The sequence below is a fragment of the Psychrobacillus sp. genome (assembly GCF_032154225.1).
In the GTDB taxonomy this organism is placed as follows: Bacteria; Bacillota; Bacilli; order Bacillales_A; family Planococcaceae; genus Psychrobacillus.
This window is the reverse complement of the sequence record NZ_JALDYF010000005.1, coordinates 143399-162167: the sequence shown is the minus strand read 5'-3', so window position 1 is coordinate 162167 and position 18769 is coordinate 143399. Positions and strand designations below refer to the sequence as shown.

Sequence of the window (18769 nt, the reverse complement as noted above, 5' to 3'; positions counted from 1 at the left end):
CGCGTAGCAAAAAACTTTACACCTATTAAACCTTACTACTTTATATGCACTCAAAAACAAAATCCAATCATTACATTATTGTTACAAAAGGTTTTAATTACATTAGTTGGATTGTTTTATACATATGAGTCTATTAAAATAGAGGAAATACGAGATTCAAGGAGGAACAAATGAGAAAAGTAATCGCATCTTCTGTTTTAGCAACTTCTGTCCTATTGCCCATCAATTTTATGGTGAGTGAGCCACCATCTACATATGCAGCTTCTAATCAAACTGTCGCATCAACTAATCTTGTAGGAACAACACAAAATATTGGAAAGAGCGCAGCAAATATGAGAAGCGGAGCAACGACTTCTTATAAAGTACTAGCGACAATTCCTTCCGGTACTTCATTAAAAATATTAAATGCATTTACAAATGCGCAAAAAGAAGTTTGGCTGAATGTAGAATACAAAGGAAAAAAAGGGTGGGTAACATCGGACCTATTTCTATTAAATGCAACAGCTGGTCAATCAGGATCTTCTATGAAAGTGATCAATCAAGCAACTGTCCACAAAGGTGCTACGAAAAATTATGACATCGTGCATACAGCGAAAATAGGAACAGCTTATGTTATCCATCAAGAAATAACAAATGGTTATAGCGAGAAGTGGGTTCAAGTAACGTATGCTACTGGAAAAAAAGGGTGGATGTTAGCTTCTGCATTTGAAGAAGCTTCTATTGCCAATAAAGTAGTTATTAAAAGCTCGACTGTACATACAGGAGCAACGAAAAGCTATAAAACGGTAGCAACAATTAATGTTGGAACAAAACTATCAATCCATCAAGAGTTTACAAATGCTTCAAAAGAAAAATGGTATCAGGTTTCATATGCTATTGGTAAAAAAGGCTGGATTTCTGCGGAAGCTTTTGAAAGTGTTGCTTCCGTTCCAGAAGTACCAGAAACTCCTCCTACAACAGACGGTTCTATTGTTGTAGTTGATACGAATTTGAAAATAACTGTTCCAGTTGCAAACATGCGTTCAGGTCCAAGTACTGACTTTAATGTTGTTACACAATCAAAACTGAACGATACCTTCCTCTCAAAGGAATATACGGTAGATGCTAAACAAGAGAAATGGTATAAAGTGAGCACTGTTAGCGGTGAAGAAGCATGGTTACACCAATCTGTTGCTTCTCCGGTAGAACAAGTCGAAGAAACACCGAGTGAAACTCCAGGAGCTGGTGAAACAGGCGCTATTAAACGGTTTAATGCTCTTTTGTATGCAGACAGCAATTTTAGTTCTGCTGTTGTACAAGGGCTACCAAGAAATACAGCTTTCACGGTATTGAATAAAGTAACTTCTTCAGATGGTACTAATTGGATTAATATTTTAACTACTACAGGTAAAGAAGGCTGGATACCTGATTTCGAAATAAATGAAAATATTCCAACTAAATATGGAAAAAAATCAGCTACTGTATATAGCGGGGCAAGTACTACTTCGAAAAAAGTAGATTCTATTACGACAAATTCGCCAGTTCGAGTATTGCGTACTTTAAATGGCTGGTTAAATGTCGAAACGCAAAGTGAAAAGCGCGGGTGGATTGAAGCTTCAGCTGTAGCAGATGTTTCTCCATTACAGTTAATGAATGGAAGAACGGAAGTTAGAAATGGACAAGACTATCTTGTATGGACTAAGCCATCTAATTTCAAACTGTCTTATTCAATGCCATCAGCTAATGTTTTAAAAGTTTCCGGAAATCTATCTCAAATAAATGAAATTAAGTCGAGTATGACTGGTGTACAAAGTATGAAAGTAGAAAAAGTTGCAGGTGGAACGTCTGTTTTATCGATAACATTTGATTCAAAATATACTTACACTATTCGTGATTATGATAAAGAACTTACGATTAAAGTAGTTCCAAAAGGATTAGCAAATAAGAAAATTATTATTGATGCTGGTCACGGTGCGAAGGATCCGGGAGCAGTAGGTAAAAATGGAACGAAGGAAAAAGAAGTAACACTTGCGACTGCATTAGCTTTGAAGGCAGAGTTAGAAGCAGCAGGAGCAGAGGTTTTATTAACAAGAAGTATTGATGTGTTTTTAGAACTGAGCGAGCGTACGGATATTGCAAATAGTTCAGATTATGATGCATTTATTAGTGTTCATGCAGATTCTTATACGACGACGTCAAAAGGTTCGACTACGTATTATAATTCTTCGGTTAATTTTAATGGACCTAAGAGCTTGGATTTGGCAAAAAGTATTCAAGCTGATTTAGTGAAGGCAGTAGGGACGTATGATAGAGGTGTCAAACAAGAACTATTTTATGTAAACCGTATGAATAAATTACCTTCTGTTTTAGTAGAGTTAGCGTTTATTTCGAATCCAACAGAAGAAGCAAAATTAGCTACCGCTGCCTTCCAAAAAAATGCTGCAATCGGTATTCGCAAAGGCCTAGAAAAATACTTCAATCAATAAAAGTGAGGAAGATATTAGATGAAAAAAAAAATACTAGCTACTATCGCAATTACAGTAGGACTTAGTTTAATCGTTTTGATCAATATTCCAACATCTACAAAAGCAAATTCGAATGTACTTTTAGCATCGGTTGAGTGGGTGCAAGCGCAATTGAATCCATTACAAACAAAAGTAACGGCTTTAGAAAAGCAAGTGGCAGAGCAAGAGCAAGCGATTAAACAATTACAAAAAGCTGTAGCTGAAGGAGGCGGAGTAGTTACTCCTCCTACGAACCCACCTACAACAAATCCTGGTACACCTCAAGATTTACCAACAGTAGTGTACACTACTGCGAACAATGTAAAAGTTCATAGTGGGGCATCACGAAATTATAAAGTGCTAGCAACACTAGGGACTGGTAAAGGTGTTACTGTAATCGACCAACATAAAGCAGCAGCAGGTGTATGGTACCGAGTAGAAGTATCTGCAAGCGTTAAAGGTTGGGTATTTACAGAAGATGTTTCGACAACAAAACCAGGTAGCTATGTTCCGTCACAAGTTGTGACTAAGGGAGCTGTTAATGTAAGGAAAGGTGCTACAACAACTTACAAATCACTTGAATTAGTTGCAAAAGGATCTACTTTAAAATATTTAGGTTCATTTAAAAATGCTAGCGGGGAAACTTGGTATAATGTGCAAACGCCAAAAGGAACTAAAGGTTGGGTGCTAAGTACGCTTACTGAGGTGAAATAAATGAAGAAAAAGATTATAACTATTTTATCAGTAGCGGTACTAAGTTTATTAACTACTAATTCAGCATTTGCTTTTACACAAGAAAACTATGCAAAAGAAGTGAAGGTGGAAGTGCATAATACATTTTCTACTTCCCTTCATTTGACTGGTATTTATAAATTAGAAAACTTAACGACGAAAGAAATGTTCTATGCACTACCAAATACTCCGATTACATTTTCTCAAGTGAATGGCGAAATTTCTATCTATCAAGCTGGAGCTTCTATGTATTCAGCTAACGGTTTTGCATTGCATGCATTATCAGGCAATGAAAAAATGGTCGTGTTTACTTCGGGCGTAGATGGAAAAAAAGGTGCATCGGCAGATTATGAAGTTGTAAACTCTTATAGAGCTTTTCAAGGTGCCTATTTAGTCAATGAATTCACGAACGCAAACGGTGAACTTTGGTACTCAATTACCGATGAGCAAGGTGTATCATCATGGGTTCCTGCAACAAGTGCAACTGTTGGAGCAGTCGTAACAGGACCACTAGGCAAGACGCCAAATGGCACGCAATATAGAGGAAGCTTTAGCGTTGTGAAATCGGGTACAAATGCACAAATTGTCAATAGACTTGATTTAGAAAACTATTTAAAAGGTGTAGTTCCAAATGAGTCATACGCTTCTTGGCATCAAGAAGCATTAAAAGCTCAAGCAGTTACTGCACGAAGCTTTACATTGAGTAAAGCTGGAATTTTGAGCAGTACAACGAAGGATCAGATGTATAAAGGTTATACATCTGAAAAAGCAAGTACAAACTCAGCAGTTGAAGCAACAAATGGACTAGTATTAAAATCAGGTGGCAAGCTTGTGGAAGCATTTTACTACGCTGCAAGTGGTGGTCGAACGGCTAATATTAGTGAAGTGTGGAACAGTACTCAGGTTCCTCACTACGTTTCCGTTGATGATTCAATCGAGAAGTCACCTTACGACAATTGGTCAGTGAGTATTCCAGCTGCCAATATTTTAACGAAATTTGGATTCAATGCTTCTACAGATATGTTACTAGATGTGAAACTAACAAAAGGCGGTTCCAATGGAGAAGTTACAGCAGTTACCGTTGTTACTTCAACAGGGGAAAAAACAATTAATGGAAATGAGTCTATCATTAGAGGACTATTTTTAGATGCGAATAAAGCATCTTTAAAATCCAACTGGTTCGATATTAGCTTTACAAAGCCAACCGGAACGACAGATTTAGCTGTACAACAAGTAAACGGTTCGACACCAATTACTTCATTGACAGGGATGTCTGTTCAAACGTCAGCTGGCGTGGAAACAATTTCTAGCGGTTCTGCCATGATTCAAACGAAAGATGGTGTTGCTTCTACAACAGCAACAACTGGAGCTCCGTCCTCCGTTACTGTAAACGGTAAAGGGTACGGACATCGTATCGGTATGAGTCAATGGGGAGCAAAAGCTCGTGCAGACGCTGGATGGACGTATGATCGAATTTTAAAACACTATTACCAAGGTGTAACCATCGAAAAACAATAAGAAAAGGTGACCATTCATGTGGTCACCTTTTTTCTATGGTTGTATAAAGTTTTCTGTGTAGTAAGGTATAAAGCCATTCGTCCATTTTGCAAAATGGACACCTATGCCGATTTCCGTGTAATTGGTGCTAATAATATTTTTTCGATGACCGAGAGAATTCATTAGTGCCTCATGTGCAAAATAGGCATTCGTATAACCCATTGCAATATTTTCTCCTGCGTATGTAAACGCTACTCCTCCTTTTAACAGTCGATCGAACGGAGTTTCTTCCTTTAAGTTCTCGTGTTTAAAATAATCGTTGTTCCCCATATCTACACTATGCAGTCGAGCAACTTGCGCTACTTTCGTCGAATAGGATAATACAGGGACATGGTGAAATTTTCTTTCTGCATTTATTAGTTCAAATAATAGGGATTCATAGCCCACTTGTAATGGGTTCATCTTTTTGGGATGAAGATTAGAACTATTTTCAACTAATAAAATCGCAGAAATCGTATTCTCATTGTGTACATCGATAAAGAAATTAGCATTGTATGTTGGGAAATGATACGTGATGATTTCGATTGGAAACGTATTTCCGGTTGTAGTATAATTCGTTCCTAACTTTTCTTCCAGCTGTTTTATCGTATTTGTTACAGAAATATCGTTAAACTGATAGTTTTTATCTTTTGTATAAATAGATGTGATTTTATTATTTAAATAACTAATTGCATAAAATTGGTCATAGTTAGTGTGATGAATGGAAGTGGATAATCCATCACTACTAGCTATTATGTTTTGCACTTTGCCAATTGTAGTTTGAACCGGACCTCCAATTGTGAAAGAAGTGTTACAATCGAGCGTTCTTAGCTTTTCTTTGGACGGAGTTTCGTACAAAATAGCTGCATCATTTTGTATAACTAGTCCCCCACCGAGATGAAAATACGTTTCTTTATTTACATATACGCGAAAGCTTTCTCCTTGTTTTGCATTTTTCCAAAACTCAAAACTACCATTGACGTTTTTATAAATTGTCGTTGATTTTTGAATCGTTACTCGTCCAATTTGCCCAGCCTTTAGTTCGATTCCATCCCATTTGACTTCTTGTTCACCGGAGCAAGTGGATTTTGCAAATGTATATGTAGGGAAAACAATTAGACTCATAATTAGTATTACGAAAACTCTTCTCAAGCATCTTCACCTCTTTTAAATGATTTTTCATTCAACTTCAAACTCCAAAAACTCTTTTTCGACAATGTCGATTTTTGCTTGACCGCTCGTAATTTCTGTCACCCAATCAACAAATTTTGTCTCATCTTCGGATTTTGTGTAAACTAGTAATTCGACTAATTCTGCATAATTAATTTCTTTTAAAGGAAATTCAGAAGATCGAACTTCATTTTCGACTTTTCCAAGCCAAGTGTAATCGATTGATACTTTCATCAAATGATGGAGGTTACGTTCAACGACTTTTGCAGCATCAATTCCTACTGTAGTTGCCTTTCCATATGCTCGAATTAACCCACCGCCACCAAGTTTGATACCGCCATAATAACGGGTAACGACAACTACTGTGTCTTTAAGCCCTTGCTTTTTCAACACTTCAAGCATTGGGAAACCAGCAGTACCACTAGGTTCCCCGTCATCATTGGCTTTTTGAATATTATCATTTTCGCCAATTATATAAGCAGAGCAGTTATGTGTAGCATCTTTATGTTTTTGTTTGATAGAATAAATAAAATCAACTGCATCTTCTTCCGTCTCTGCTCTATTGACATAAGTTAAAAATCGAGACTTTTGTATAATGATTTCACTTTCTCCGTGTCCTTTAACAGTTTGGTAATTATTTCTCATAGTTGGATTGTCCCTTCTAATATAAATTGAAACATAGTTGTAAAGTAATTTTAATTTATTTTTAGTAATAAAGTGCTATAATAGGTATTGTTATAAGTGAATGTAAGTTCATTCACGTCGATAAAGGAGTTTAATGCAGATGACGAACAGGAAAGTTGAGACTCAATCGTTAGATGTTATTTTAAATCGAATGGTTGAAGTGATGAATCATTCCAAAACTGATATCTTCATTATAAGCGAACAGAGCCGTCAAAGCTTCGATGAAATGAAAGTGGAACTAGAAAAAATTCGTGGAGAAATCGAAACGGTAATTTTTGAAGGTGATTTATTAGAAGAAAAATCGAAACTTTCACGAAATCGACTAGCTGAAGTATCCAAACACTTTGAATCATTTGACGAAGCCCAAGTTCGAAGTGCATATGAAACTGCGAATGAAATTCAAATAGGTCTCCTCATTAAAAGGTCAGAGGAACATCGACTAAGAGAAAGAAGAGATGACTTAGATCGTAGGTTACAAAATCTTTTGGAAATGATAGAACGAGCAGATCACTTAGTCAATCAAGTAAATATCGTTTTAAATTATTTAACATCAGACTTAAAACAAGTTGGAGAAGAGCTCGAAAACGCAAAAATTAAAAAAGATTTTTCACTAAAAATTATTGAAGCACAGGAAGAAGAACGAAAAAGACTGTCCCGTGAAATACACGATGGCCCAGCTCAGATGCTTGCTAATGTTTTACTACGTTCAGATTTGATCAATATTACATATCAGCAACGTGGTGGAGAAGAAGCGATGAAAGAACTGGCAGCATTAAAAGAAACGGTCCGTACTGCATTAACTGAAGTACGCCGGATTATATATGATCTTCGTCCGATGGCATTAGATGATTTAGGTTTGATCCCAACTCTAAGAAAATATATATCGACTATTGAAGAATATAATCCAAAAATAAAAATAAACTTTCAAGTATTTGGAGAAGAACATAGATTATTACCGAATTTTGAAGTAGCTATTTTTAGACTTATTCAAGAATGCTTAACAAATAGTTCAAAACATGGTCAATTTAGAGAAGCTTGGGTCAAAATAGAATGGGTGCAACAAAAGATCAATATTATCGTCAAAGATAATGGGATTGGCTTTGACCCGAATGTGGCAAAAGAAAAATCATTTGGTTTAATTGGAATGCGGGAACGTATCGAGCTGCTAGAAGGTACGATGAAAGTTATTTCTTCACCTGGAAATGGCGCAACGATATTGTTTTCCATACCATTCAATGAGAAATAAGTAGGAGGAAATAATTATGACAAAAATAGCTATTATAGATGATCACCAACTTTTCAGGGAAGGTGTTAAACGCATTCTAGATTTTGAAGACTCATTTGAAGTTGTTGCAGAGGGCGATGACGGCAACGATGTAATGGGAATATACGAGCAATATTTTCCAGATGTTATATTAATGGATATTAACATGCCATCTAAAAACGGCGTAGATGCTACCGAAGAACTTATGCAAAAGTATCCAGACGCAAAAGTAATTATGCTTTCGATTCATGATGATGAGTCATATGTTTCGCACGCATTAAAAACAGGCGCACTAGGATATATGTTAAAAGAAATGGATGCAAATGCAATTGTTGCTGCGATCAAAGTAGTAGCGAAAGGCGGTTCTTATTTACATCCAAAAGTAACACGCAATCTTGTAACAGAATTCCGTCGTTTAAGCGAACGTGAAAATAAAGGGAATTTCCATCAAACAGAAATTCGCCGTCCATTCCACTTATTAACGAAACGTGAATGTGAAGTACTACAATTACTAACGGATGGACAAAGTAACCGCACAATCGGTGAAACTCTATTCATTTCAGAAAAAACAGTAAAAAATCACGTATCTAGCATTTTACAAAAAATGAACGTAAACGACCGCACACAAGCAGTAGTAACCGGCATCAAAAACGGTTGGGTCGAAGTACGCTAACTTTTAAAAACCTCCTTACTCTTGAAAATTTGAGAGTGAGGAGGTTTTTTTGTGGGTTAGATAGGAAGAACTTGCGATTCGGAGGAGTGAACTTGTGATTTGAGCCATGGACCTTGCGATTCACATAAAGTGAGAGGGGAACTTGCGATTTGCGATGCTGAACTTGTGATTCTCCTCGTTGAACTTGCGATTCGGAGGTGTGAACTTGTGATTTAGGCCATGGACCTTGAGATTCACATAAAGTGAGAAGTGACCTTGCGATTTGCGAAGCTGAACTTGTGATTCACCCCATTGAACTTGCGATTCGGAGGTGTGAACTTGTGATTTGAGCCATGGACTTTGCGATTCACATAAAGAAAAAGGATCGAACGTTATCGATCCTTTTTCTTGGTATAAAATGTCCATGCACCAGCTTTATGACTTTGTAAGTTCAAATTATTTAGCATGCGAGAAGCGGAATAAATGGAATCAATCTGACAAAATTGACGAAAATCTTTATTTTTCATCTTATTATCGATTAACCAGAAAAATTCATCGACAGCATATTTATGAGCATCTCTTGATTTTTTTTGCATGCTATACATGTCCAAGTTTTCCCTGTTCGCTTCATCCCTAACGCACCGCAATGAGGACATTCCACACCAGTTAGTATTTCTTGGATAGGAATTTTATAATACTCGCATAGTGGCGGATAAGAAAAAGTTGATTGCATGCGTATAATTTTTTGCTTAATTTCATTGAATTCGGAATCAGACAACTGTGTGGGGGACGAGTTGTTATATAGGTGCAGAACTTTTTCAATCATGCTTTCTAGTTTGAAAATGGGATAGTTAGCCGGCTTTTCATGGATTCTGCAGGATTTGGCTGTCATGATGACGCGGCCTGTGACTTTCATTTTGGGAATGATGTCACGTAAGAATTCTTTCATGAATCGAATATGTCGCATAAGCTGATAGTATGGATTTGGGTATGATATTTCATTGCCATTCGGATTTACTTTAAAAAAATCATCCGAATTTTCATCAAAATATAAATCTCCACTTATGTTTTTCGATTCAATAACGATGCAACATCGGTCTGTTACAACCATGCAATCAATTTGTACTTTCCATTCACCTAGAATCAATGAAACGTCGGAAAAAACGTAGCAAGTGCCTGGTATTCGTAGTTCGGAGAGTTTGAGTAGTATACGATTTTCACCTCGTACTCCGGCTTCTTTTTTCCTGATTTCTTCACGAATAAAATCCAATTTCCCATGGCATGCTGGCAGTCTCTTCAACAATGCAATATGTCCTTGCAGAAATCCACCTCCAATCTACCTATATCTTACAAGTTATTTACAGAATATTCTACCATTAAATATATGGAACCAATTAATTGAGTTTTCGTCTTAGTTATGACAAAATAACCTCTAGCAAGGAGGAAAACAGATGAAACTTATACAAACAATAACACTTGCAGCAATCGTATTATTCCTCGCTGCTTGTACAAATAATGATGAAACGCAACAAAACTCAGGTTCGGCAACAGATAATGTTCCTTCTGATACACTAAAGACAACAGATCACGGAGTAGAAGATAAATCCGATGTTGGCTTTGAAATGTCAGGAAACAATATCGAAGAGGCAGAAAACATACCGAAACAGGAAAAATCTGCAATCATTGCAGCATTTGACGAATATATGGCTGCGTTCAACGAAGAAGATATTGATCGTTATATGAAATCGATTTCTAAAAAACCAGAAGGCTTTAACTACGACACAGAAAAAGCAGACGTACAAGATGTATTTAAACAATTCGACACAATTCGTACAGCAGAAAATGTGACAATTGTGAAATACGATGAAACACATGCGCAAGTTTTCGCACAACTGAATGTTGCATTGGAGCAGGAATCGACTGGAGCAAAGCTTGATAGCAAGGGACGTCAAGTGACAGTGTTCGCAAAAGAAGAGGGTAAATGGCTTGTAACGAGCGTGTACTTTATTCGAGATACAACTGAATAAAAGATGGAATCCCTCACATATATGACAAATATCATGTTGAGGGTCTTTTTTTACTTTCTTTTCATGAACTTATTCAGTAAACTAACGAATAGGAGTGTGATTTTTTAGATGAGAACAGCAGTAATAACGGATAGTACGGCTTATATTCCAATAGAAGTTAGAGAAAGCCTTCAAATTCATATGGTGCCGCTTAGCGTAGTCATTGGAACGGACATTTATAAAGAAGAGATAGATATAAACGCTAGTGAGTTTTATGAGAAAATCCGAAATGAGCGCGCGCTACCTAAGACGTCGCAGCCTGCTCTTGGAGACTTTATCACAACCTATGAAAAACTATCAAAAGAATACAATGCAGTCATTAATATCCATCTATCAAGCGGAATTAGTGGGACATTTGCTGGTGCTGTACAAGCTGGAGAAATGATTGAGAATTTGGACGTGTACACATTCGATTCAGAAGTTTCTTGTATGGTGCAAGGCTTTTACGTTATTCGTGCTGCAGAAATGGCAAAAGCAGGAGCACATCCGGATGAAATCATGAAAGAACTAAATGAGATGAAAGAAACATCTCGCGCATATTTCATGGTCGACAATTTAGATCATTTACATCGTGGTGGTCGCTTAAACGGCTTCGAGCGCATTATAGGTTCGATGCTTCAAGTGAAACCAATCCTGCATTTCGAAAACAAAGTGATTGTGCCATTTGAAAAAGTACGTACACGTAAAAAAGCGTTAAAACGTATTGTAGACTTACTTCAAGCAGATGCACAAAAATATCCGAAACTACAAGCAACGATTATTCATGCCAATCAACAACAAGAGGCAAACGAATGGAAAACGGAACTGGAAGCACTTTTACCAAACGTTCAATTCACAATTAGCTATTTCGGTCCAGTTATTGGAACGCACTTAGGAGAAGGCTCTATGGGCTTAGGATGGGTAAAAATCCAAAGTTAGGAAGATGCCAATGAACGAACAACTACAACAATTTTTAACAGGCCGCATATGGCTTCGCGAGCATACCCCATTCTCGCACGAAGTCATCGACGCCCACATCGAAAGTGGCCATATTTACCTCAAACAAGGCATCGTCACAAGTAGTAATTCTTGGCAATTAAAGAAGCATTGCTGTAACCGATGCCACAATACCAATCCCACATTATTTCAAACATTTCATTGCGCTCGTTGTAAACAACAATGCGTTTATTGTCGCCATTGTATTCGCATGGGAAGAGTAAGCAGTTGTTCCGAGCTAATGCTGTGGAATAAACATCCAGCAAAAACGAAAAACACACATATATTTACATGGAGCGGCAAACTAACGCCTGCTCAGCAAAAAGCAAGTGAGGAATTGCTTGTAAGCGTTCAACAAAATAAATCTCATTTATTGTCTGCAGTTTGTGGGGCTGGTAAAACGGAGCTTTTATTTCCATCCATCTATACATGTTTACGGGAAGGAAAAAGAGTTTGTGTTGCAGCACCACGAACCGACGTTATTTTAGAGCTATTTCCACGATTTCAACAAGTGTTTCCACAAACGACTATTCATGCACTATATGGGGGGGCACAGGATCAGGAAGGTTTTGCAGATTTAGTAGTTGCTACAACGCATCAGCTCTATCGTTTTGAAGATGCATTTGATGTTGTGTTTGTCGATGAGGCCGATGCATTTCCGTATTATGCGGACGAAACATTGCAACAAGCAGTTAAGAAAGCCGTGAAAAATGACGCTGCTATTCACTTTGTAACAGCAACTCCAACGAGCTCATTACGCACCGAAAACGAGTCTAATATTTCAAGAAGATACCATGGTCACGACTTACCAGTCCCGAGATTCAGTAGTTTATGGGGCTATGCAAGGCGAATGAAAAAAGGGAAAGTGCCCAAAAATTTGTACGACTGGATAGAAGAAAAAAAGAAACATCAAATCCCATTTCTCGTATTTTTACCAACAATTGAAATGCTGGAAAACTTCCCAGGAGATTTCGAAAGAGTACATGCAGAACATCCTGAACGAAAAGAAAAAGTACTGCTACTTAGGGAAAAGAAGATACCTGGTTTACTAACAACAACTATTTTAGAAAGAGGAATTACCATTGAAAATGTCCATGTAGCTGTCGTAGGAGCAGAACAGAAAATTTTCACTGCAAGTGCACTTATCCAAATAAGTGGACGTGTAGGAAGATCAAGTAACTTTCCAACAGGCGATATTGTCTTTTTTCATCACGGCATTAGTCATGAAATGGACAAAGCAAAAGCGGCAATTGAAAGGTGGAATAAACAATGATTTGCGTCATTTGTGGAAGTCATTTTCAACCTTTGCCAACATGGACTAGATTAATCGTATATAAACTAGAAACGAGTACATGCACTCGCTGTATGAGTAAATTTGAAAAAGCAGATCAAGTCATAGACTTTACTGATTTTATAGGGACGCCTTATGAAGGGGCAGTAGATAAAGTACTAGTAATGTATACGTACAACGAGGCGATGAATGACTATTTTCATCAATATAAGTTTCTGCAAGATGTAGCATTAGCGCAAGTATTCGCAGAAGTGCTACACGAAACATTTGAAGCGAAAGAAGGAATTGTCGTACCTATTCCAATGCATCCTGAAAAACTACTGTTAAGAACTTTTGCCCAAGTAGACGAATTATTAAATTATGCTCGTACCCCATTTCAACATGTATTAGAAAAAACAGAATCTAGCGAGCAAGGGAAAAAGTCGAAAAAAGAAAGATTAGATGCAAAGTCCCTTTTTAAAGTGTCGGGAAATGTCGAAGCTAAAACATATATTTTATTTGATGATATTTACACGACTGGTGCAACGATTCATCATGCAGCAAAAGTGCTGAAAGATGCTGGAGCAACAAGAATCGAAGCAGTCACTTTAATAAAGGGGTAAACAACCGATAAAAAATATGAGATAATGATAGAAAAGAACTCGGAGGGATTCAACATGGGTGAATTGAAAAACTGTCCGTCATGCGGGGAATTTTTTAACTATACAGGCATTAGAGATGTATGCAATAAATGTGCGATGAACGAAGAAAAACTCTATGAAGAGGTGTATCGTTTTTTACGCAAACGAGAGAATCGTGCGGCGAATATAGAACGAATCAAAGAAGCAACTGGTGTAGAAGAAACACTTCTATATAAATGGGTACGAAAAGGTAGACTACAACCAGCAATGTTTCCAAACCTAGGCTATCCATGTGATAACTGTGGTCGTCTAACAAACACAGGAAAGCTATGCACAGAATGTACCGCAAATATAAAAAATGGACTTCGCCAATTAGAAGCAGCAACTGAATTCAGAGAAAAAGTTTCCAAACAAAATAGCGGTACGTATCATACGGACAGGAAAAAATAGGAAATGACTCCAAGGGTTGAGAAAGAACAACTTTTGGAGTCATATTTTTTCCTAATTTCAAAAAAAATCTAAACACTTCTTAATCTAAACCGAAATAAGCTATAGACACTTGTGATATAGAGGGGAGGAAGAATTCATTATGAAAATATTTAATAGTGCAATAAGCCAAGTAAATCCATATAAGCGCAGTCAGCAACAATCAGAAAAAACACAAAATGCATCAAAAGCATCAACAGACCAACTAGAAATCTCTTCTGCTGCAAAAAGCATGCAAACAAAGACAACGGTTGGGCCAGAACGTGCAGACCGTATCGCAGCTATTAAAGCAGATATCGATGCTGGAACATATAAGGTAGATGCGAAACAACTGGCATCGAATTTGATCAATTATTACCGCATCTAAAAAGGAGTCTAAAAAAATGTCCGTTGAAACGATTTTGCAGGCATTAGAAAAGCTTGAACATCTTCATAAAAGCTTATTAGAGCTTGCCTATAAAAAGACTGAAATGATTAAAACTGGAGACACGGACAGTCTCGACCAACTGCTCAAGGATGAGCAGGCACATGTAGCGGCTATTTCACAGCTTGAACAACAGCGTCAAACAGTGGTAACGGATTACCTACGGGCAAAAGGAATTGCCCCTGCTGACCATCCAACTGTTGCTCATGTGGTAGATGCTGCTGACACAATGGAAGAAAAGGAACAACTGAAAGCAACACGAAAAAAGTTGCTTTTAGTGTTAGAAACACTCAAACACCAAAATGATTTAAACCAAAAGCTAACGTTTCAATCACTTCAATTCGTACACATGACATTAGACATGTTACGACCAAAGCCAGACCAAATAAACTACTCAAATACCGAAGCTCGAGGCCCATCCAAGGACCAAAAGTACTTCGATTCACAAGCATAAGGAGGCGACCCCATGCGTTCTACATTTATGGGATTAGAAGCTAGTAAACGAGGATTATTCACACAGCAATCGGCTCTATATACAACAGGACACAATATTTCAAATGCCAACACATTAGGTTTTTCACGCCAACGTGTTAACATGGAAGCAACTTTAGGCTTTCCAGGTACAGGGCTAAACGCACCAAAAACAGCTGGTCATCTCGGAACAGGTGTTCAAGCACAATCTGTTCAACGTATTCGCGACGAGTTCATCGATCGCCAATACCGTCAAGAGTCAACAAAGCTTGGCTACTGGGATTCAAAATCAAAAGCAATTAGTCAAATGGAAGACATTATAGCTGAGCCATCTGAATTTGGCTTAAACGAATCACTAGATTTGTTTTGGAAATCACTCCAAGATTTAAACACGAACCCAGATAACGCAGGTGCACGTAAAGTAATTCTTCAACGTGGTCAGCACGTAGCGGATTCTTTCAACTATATGCATAAGCAATTATCCGATATCCAAGGAAACCTTGGAAATGAAATTAAAGTATCAACGAATGACATTAACTCTAAATTAAAACAAATAGCAGACTTAAATGCACAAATAAAAGCAATCGAACCAAATGGCTATATGCCAAATGATTTATATGATGCACGTGATATATTAATTGATGAGCTATCTCAGTATTTCCCTATTGAAATTGAACGCGTTCCATCAGGAGGAAATTCTCTTGCAATTGCCGAAGGTAGTTTGACGGTAAAAATGAAGGTGAATGGACAATCGATAGAACTAATAAATGGGAAAGAATATGTGAAGTTAAATACAATTGATACTAGTGGGGATACTTTAGATGGAACAAACCTTGCCAAAGGATTTGGAGGAATCCAGTATACAGGATTAGGAAACCCTCCTTCAAACATGTATTCTGGAAGTATTAGCTATGCTAATTTAGAACAATCTAAAGGAAAACTATTATCTTTAATTGATTCATATGGTCATGGTGGGACGCCTGAAATCCCCGGTCCTCCTGTTATCCCAGCAGTTCTTCCAAAAGGTACTTATCCTGATATGCTTGCTAACTTAGATAAAATGGCAAATGCTTTTATGGAAGCATTTAACGACATGCATAAACAAGGTTTTACACTAGAATCTAGCCCTGGTGCTGGGGATAGTGTTCTTGGAGGAGATTTCTTTAATGGTGCTGGAGCAGCGGGAATTAAAGTCAACGATGACATTATTAAGGATCCTAATCTAATTGCTGCATCTGATCGTGCAGGTGAAGAAGGTAACGGAAAATGGGCTATTGAATTATCAAATCTAAAGTTTACTTCATTAGCTAGTTTAGGCGGAGCAAATCTTCAATCATTCTACCAAGGTGTAATTGGTCAGCTAGGTGTTGACGGCGAACAAGCGGAGCGTTTAGCTTATAACTCAGGAACGATTATGTTAACAGTTGAAAACAAGAAAGCATCAGTTAGTGCTGTATCACTGGATGAAGAAATGACAAATATGATTACATTCCAACAAGCATACAATGCAAATGCGCGTATGATTACAGTAATAGATGAAACATTAGATAAAATTATTAACGGTATGGGCCGTGTAGGTTTATAAGAGAGGGGCATATTTAAATGCGTGTTACACAATCAATGCTTTCCAGCAATATGCTGCGTAATTTATCGAATAGTTATTCAAAAATGGGAAAACTGCAAGACCAGATCACTTCTGGTTCAAAAATTAACCGTCCATCCGATGATCCAGTTGGAGCTATTAAGGGAATGGGCTTTAGAACTTCCTTAGGAAAAGTAGAGCAATATAAACGTAATATGATTGAAGTAACTAGCTGGATAGACAACACAGATGAATCTTTCGACGGTGTAGGAAAAGCATTACAACGTGTGCAAGAGCTTGTTACTTCAGCTGCAAATGATGCAACGGTTACGGATGACGATCGTGAAAAGATGAAAGCAGAAATTGATCAAATTCGAAAACAAATTCAAGATTTGGCGAATACTAAAATTGGAGATAAATATATATTCTCGGGTACTAATACTTCTAGCCCGCTTTTTAAGAAAGATGGAACAATGAATACAGGACCAGGTATGGATCAAGAAGTGAAAATTGAAGTTTCTGACGGAGTACAACTTACGGTGAATACAGTGGGAAATGAGATATTTGGAGATATTGATGCAATGATGGGGGACATAAGTGCAGCTTTGACTAAAGGAAGCGGAGTCGACGGAAATGTAATTGGTGGATACCTAGACAAAATCTCAGGGCAGCAAGCTAAAGTCCTAGAAGCTCGTTCAGACGTAGGTGCGAAACAAAACCGTGTAGAAATGGTAGAAAACCGTCTAGGTGTGCAAGAAGTAATGGTTACAAAGCAATTGTCTGATAATGAAAGCGTTGAGTATGATAAAGCAATTACGGAAATGGTGACGCAACAATCACTTCACCAAGCAGCTCTTTCTGTAGGAGCCAAAATTATTCAATCGACATTAGTAGACTTTATTAGATAATATTAATAGGAAGCGTTTGGACAACTTGTTCAAACGCTTTCTTTCGAATGAAAAGGAAGGTGATTAGGGTGAATATCCCTCATATTCAAATAAGAACAACGGATGCACAACTTGGTTTAAATATTGCGGATGCAAAACAAGTTATTCGACAACCAAGGGCAACTCAACATATTGAACAACCAGCGGCTATTTTAGAAATGCATACAACAAGAGGAATTATGAGAATTGACTCGACGCAAGCGCGAAGAGATGTTGGATTAATCAGTCCGGCAGAGTTTACATCAAAATACGCTTCTGAAGCACGTCAAAAAGCAATGCAAGGAATTGCAAGACGTGCTAGTGAAGGAAGACAAATGATGGAAATTTCAAAAGATCCAAATGCAATAGCGACTATTGCTAAACAAAATACTTTTCCAACTCCTGCAAAATTAGGAATAGACTTCATCCCTTCTGTAGGTTCTGTTAAACTAGACTACACACCTGCGAAACTTGATATAAACGCGCAAGAGCAAAAAGCGAAAATCAGTGCACAGGTGAATAAGCCAGTTCATGAATATACGCCAGGGAAAGTATCTGGATATATGATACAGCACGCATCAATAGACATCGATGTCATTGGTTAAAAGGAGAGCAAACATGAATATTGAAACAAAGTTTCTCGGAGAAGTTACAATAGAGCAAAAAGAAGTTATTCAGTTTCCAAATGGTTTACCAGGTTTTGAAGACATAAAAGAATTTGTTGTCTTACCATTAGAAGAAGCGTCACCATTTGCAATTTTGCAATCGATCAAACAGCAAGAAATAGGATTTGTTGTTGCATTCCCATTTGTATTTAAACAAGACTATGCATTTGATGTAACAGAAGAAGACAAAGAAGAGCTAAAAATAGAAGCACCAGAAGATTTAATAACATATACAATCGTTACACTAAAGGAACCTTTTAATAGCTCCACTTTAAATTTACAAGCACCAGTACTCATTAATCATAAACAAAAAATTGCAAAACAATTAGTATTGCATGACGCAGTTGCATATCCACTTCGATTTCCGATTGAAGGAGGCAACGTCTAATGCTTGTTCTTTCTCGTAAAAAAGATGAGTCCATTATGATTGGTGACCAAATAGAACTAAAAATATTAAGTGTCGATGGAGACCAAGTCAAACTAGGAATCATTGCTCCAAAAACCGTCAAAGTCTATCGTTCCGAGGTTTATAAGAGCATCCAAAACCAAAATAAAGAGTCTTTAAATATATCTAAATCACTAATTGAACAACTTTCTAAAAAAAATATTTAAAAACTATTAAACATTTTCAAATCGGTACGATAATACTATTGTAAGGCAGGAATGGGGCGGCCGACCTTAAACCTGCCAAGCACTTTCCACAAGGATGTGGAATTAAATAAAAACCAAAATTCAAGGAGGA

Annotated in this window: 20 protein-coding genes; 17 read left to right on the top strand and 3 right to left on the bottom strand. The window is 37.3% G+C overall.

Annotated features, from left to right (window positions below):
* Positions 1-170 precede the first annotated feature (170 nt).
* Genes RUH95_RS09460 through RUH95_RS09450 form a run of 3 tightly spaced genes read left to right on the top strand, consistent with a single transcriptional unit; the run spans position 171 to position 4733 of the window.
* Positions 171-2465: an N-acetylmuramoyl-L-alanine amidase gene (locus tag RUH95_RS09460; protein WP_313892617.1), complete on the top strand. Its 2295-nt coding sequence runs from the start codon at positions 171-173 to the stop codon at positions 2463-2465.
* An 18-nt stretch (positions 2466-2483) separates the two neighbouring features.
* Positions 2484-3197 carry an SH3 domain-containing protein gene (locus tag RUH95_RS09455; RefSeq protein ID WP_313892616.1) on the top strand — a complete coding sequence of 238 codons (714 nt, stop codon included), beginning with the start codon at positions 2484-2486 and terminating at the stop codon, positions 3195-3197.
* Positions 3198-4733: a SpoIID/LytB domain-containing protein gene (locus RUH95_RS09450; protein ID WP_313892615.1), complete on the top strand. Its 1536-nt coding sequence runs from the start codon at positions 3198-3200 to the stop codon at positions 4731-4733.
* A 33-nt stretch (positions 4734-4766) separates the two neighbouring features.
* Here RUH95_RS09450 and RUH95_RS09445 read toward each other — a convergent pair whose 3' ends face one another.
* Together RUH95_RS09445 and RUH95_RS09440 are read right to left on the bottom strand one after the other, a co-directional pair.
* Positions 4767-5903 carry a CAP domain-containing protein gene (locus RUH95_RS09445; RefSeq protein ID WP_313892614.1) on the bottom strand — a complete coding sequence of 379 codons (1137 nt, stop codon included), beginning with the start codon at positions 5901-5903 and terminating at the stop codon, positions 4767-4769.
* Positions 5904-5930: 27 nt separating this feature from the next.
* Positions 5931-6566 (bottom strand): YigZ family protein, encoded by a 636-nt coding sequence (locus RUH95_RS09440; RefSeq protein WP_313892613.1) that lies wholly within the window; start codon positions 6564-6566, stop codon positions 5931-5933.
* Positions 6567-6705: 139 nt separating this feature from the next.
* On the opposite strand from RUH95_RS09440, the gene RUH95_RS09435 reads away from it, so the two are divergent.
* Both RUH95_RS09435 and RUH95_RS09430 read left to right on the top strand, forming a co-directional pair.
* Positions 6706-7851, top strand: a complete 1146-nt coding sequence (locus tag RUH95_RS09435; protein WP_313892612.1) for a sensor histidine kinase — start codon at positions 6706-6708, stop codon at positions 7849-7851.
* Between the two features lie 16 nt (positions 7852-7867).
* Complete coding sequence (locus RUH95_RS09430; RefSeq protein ID WP_313892611.1) at positions 7868-8542, top strand: response regulator; 675 nt, start codon at positions 7868-7870, stop codon at positions 8540-8542.
* 517 nt (positions 8543-9059) lie between these two features.
* On the opposite strand, the gene RUH95_RS09425 is transcribed toward RUH95_RS09430, so the two are convergent.
* A complete protein-coding gene (locus RUH95_RS09425; protein ID WP_313892610.1) occupies positions 9060-9824 on the bottom strand; it encodes a nuclease-related domain-containing protein in 765 nt (254 codons plus the stop codon).
* A 148-nt stretch (positions 9825-9972) separates the two neighbouring features.
* Here RUH95_RS09425 and RUH95_RS09420 point away from each other — a divergent pair, with 148 nt between their 5' ends.
* From RUH95_RS09420 to csrA, 12 genes are all read left to right on the top strand, one after another.
* Entirely contained in the window at positions 9973-10548 is a 576-nt protein-coding gene (locus tag RUH95_RS09420) for a nuclear transport factor 2 family protein (protein WP_313892609.1), read from the top strand.
* A gap of 108 nt (positions 10549-10656) precedes the next feature.
* Entirely contained in the window at positions 10657-11505 is an 849-nt protein-coding gene (locus tag RUH95_RS09415; RefSeq protein ID WP_313892608.1) for a DegV family protein, read from the top strand.
* 298 nt (positions 11506-11803) lie between these two features.
* Entirely contained in the window at positions 11804-12835 is a 1032-nt protein-coding gene (locus RUH95_RS09410; RefSeq protein WP_313892607.1) for an ATP-dependent helicase ComFA, read from the top strand.
* The gene (locus RUH95_RS09405; protein ID WP_313892606.1) at positions 12832-13455 is read left to right on the top strand and encodes a ComF family protein; all 624 of its coding nucleotides are present in this window, start codon (positions 12832-12834) and stop codon (positions 13453-13455) included. The genes RUH95_RS09410 and RUH95_RS09405 overlap by 4 nt, the downstream gene beginning before the upstream one ends.
* Positions 13456-13509: 54 nt before the next feature.
* Complete coding sequence (locus tag RUH95_RS09400) at positions 13510-13923, top strand: TIGR03826 family flagellar region protein (RefSeq protein ID WP_313892605.1); 414 nt, start codon at positions 13510-13512, stop codon at positions 13921-13923.
* A 139-nt stretch (positions 13924-14062) separates the two neighbouring features.
* Positions 14063-14326: a flagellar biosynthesis anti-sigma factor FlgM gene (flgM, locus tag RUH95_RS09395; protein WP_313892603.1), complete on the top strand. Its 264-nt coding sequence runs from the start codon at positions 14063-14065 to the stop codon at positions 14324-14326.
* A 16-nt stretch (positions 14327-14342) separates the two neighbouring features.
* A complete protein-coding gene (locus tag RUH95_RS09390; protein WP_313892602.1) occupies positions 14343-14837 on the top strand; it encodes a flagellar protein FlgN in 495 nt (164 codons plus the stop codon).
* A gap of 12 nt (positions 14838-14849) precedes the next feature.
* A complete protein-coding gene (gene flgK / locus RUH95_RS09385) occupies positions 14850-16439 on the top strand; it encodes a flagellar hook-associated protein FlgK (RefSeq protein ID WP_313892601.1) in 1590 nt (529 codons plus the stop codon).
* A 17-nt stretch (positions 16440-16456) separates the two neighbouring features.
* Positions 16457-17344 carry a flagellar hook-associated protein FlgL gene (gene flgL, locus RUH95_RS09380; RefSeq protein ID WP_313892600.1) on the top strand — a complete coding sequence of 296 codons (888 nt, stop codon included), beginning with the start codon at positions 16457-16459 and terminating at the stop codon, positions 17342-17344.
* 68 nt (positions 17345-17412) lie between these two features.
* The gene (locus RUH95_RS09375; protein ID WP_313892599.1) at positions 17413-17967 is read left to right on the top strand and encodes a DUF6470 family protein; all 555 of its coding nucleotides are present in this window, start codon (positions 17413-17415) and stop codon (positions 17965-17967) included.
* 13 nt (positions 17968-17980) lie between these two features.
* Complete coding sequence (gene fliW, locus RUH95_RS09370; protein ID WP_313892598.1) at positions 17981-18415, top strand: flagellar assembly protein FliW; 435 nt, start codon at positions 17981-17983, stop codon at positions 18413-18415.
* Complete coding sequence (gene csrA, locus RUH95_RS09365) at positions 18415-18639, top strand: carbon storage regulator CsrA (RefSeq protein ID WP_313892597.1); 225 nt, start codon at positions 18415-18417, stop codon at positions 18637-18639. The genes fliW and csrA overlap by 1 nt, the downstream gene beginning before the upstream one ends.
* The last annotated feature ends 130 nt before the right edge of the window (positions 18640-18769 follow it).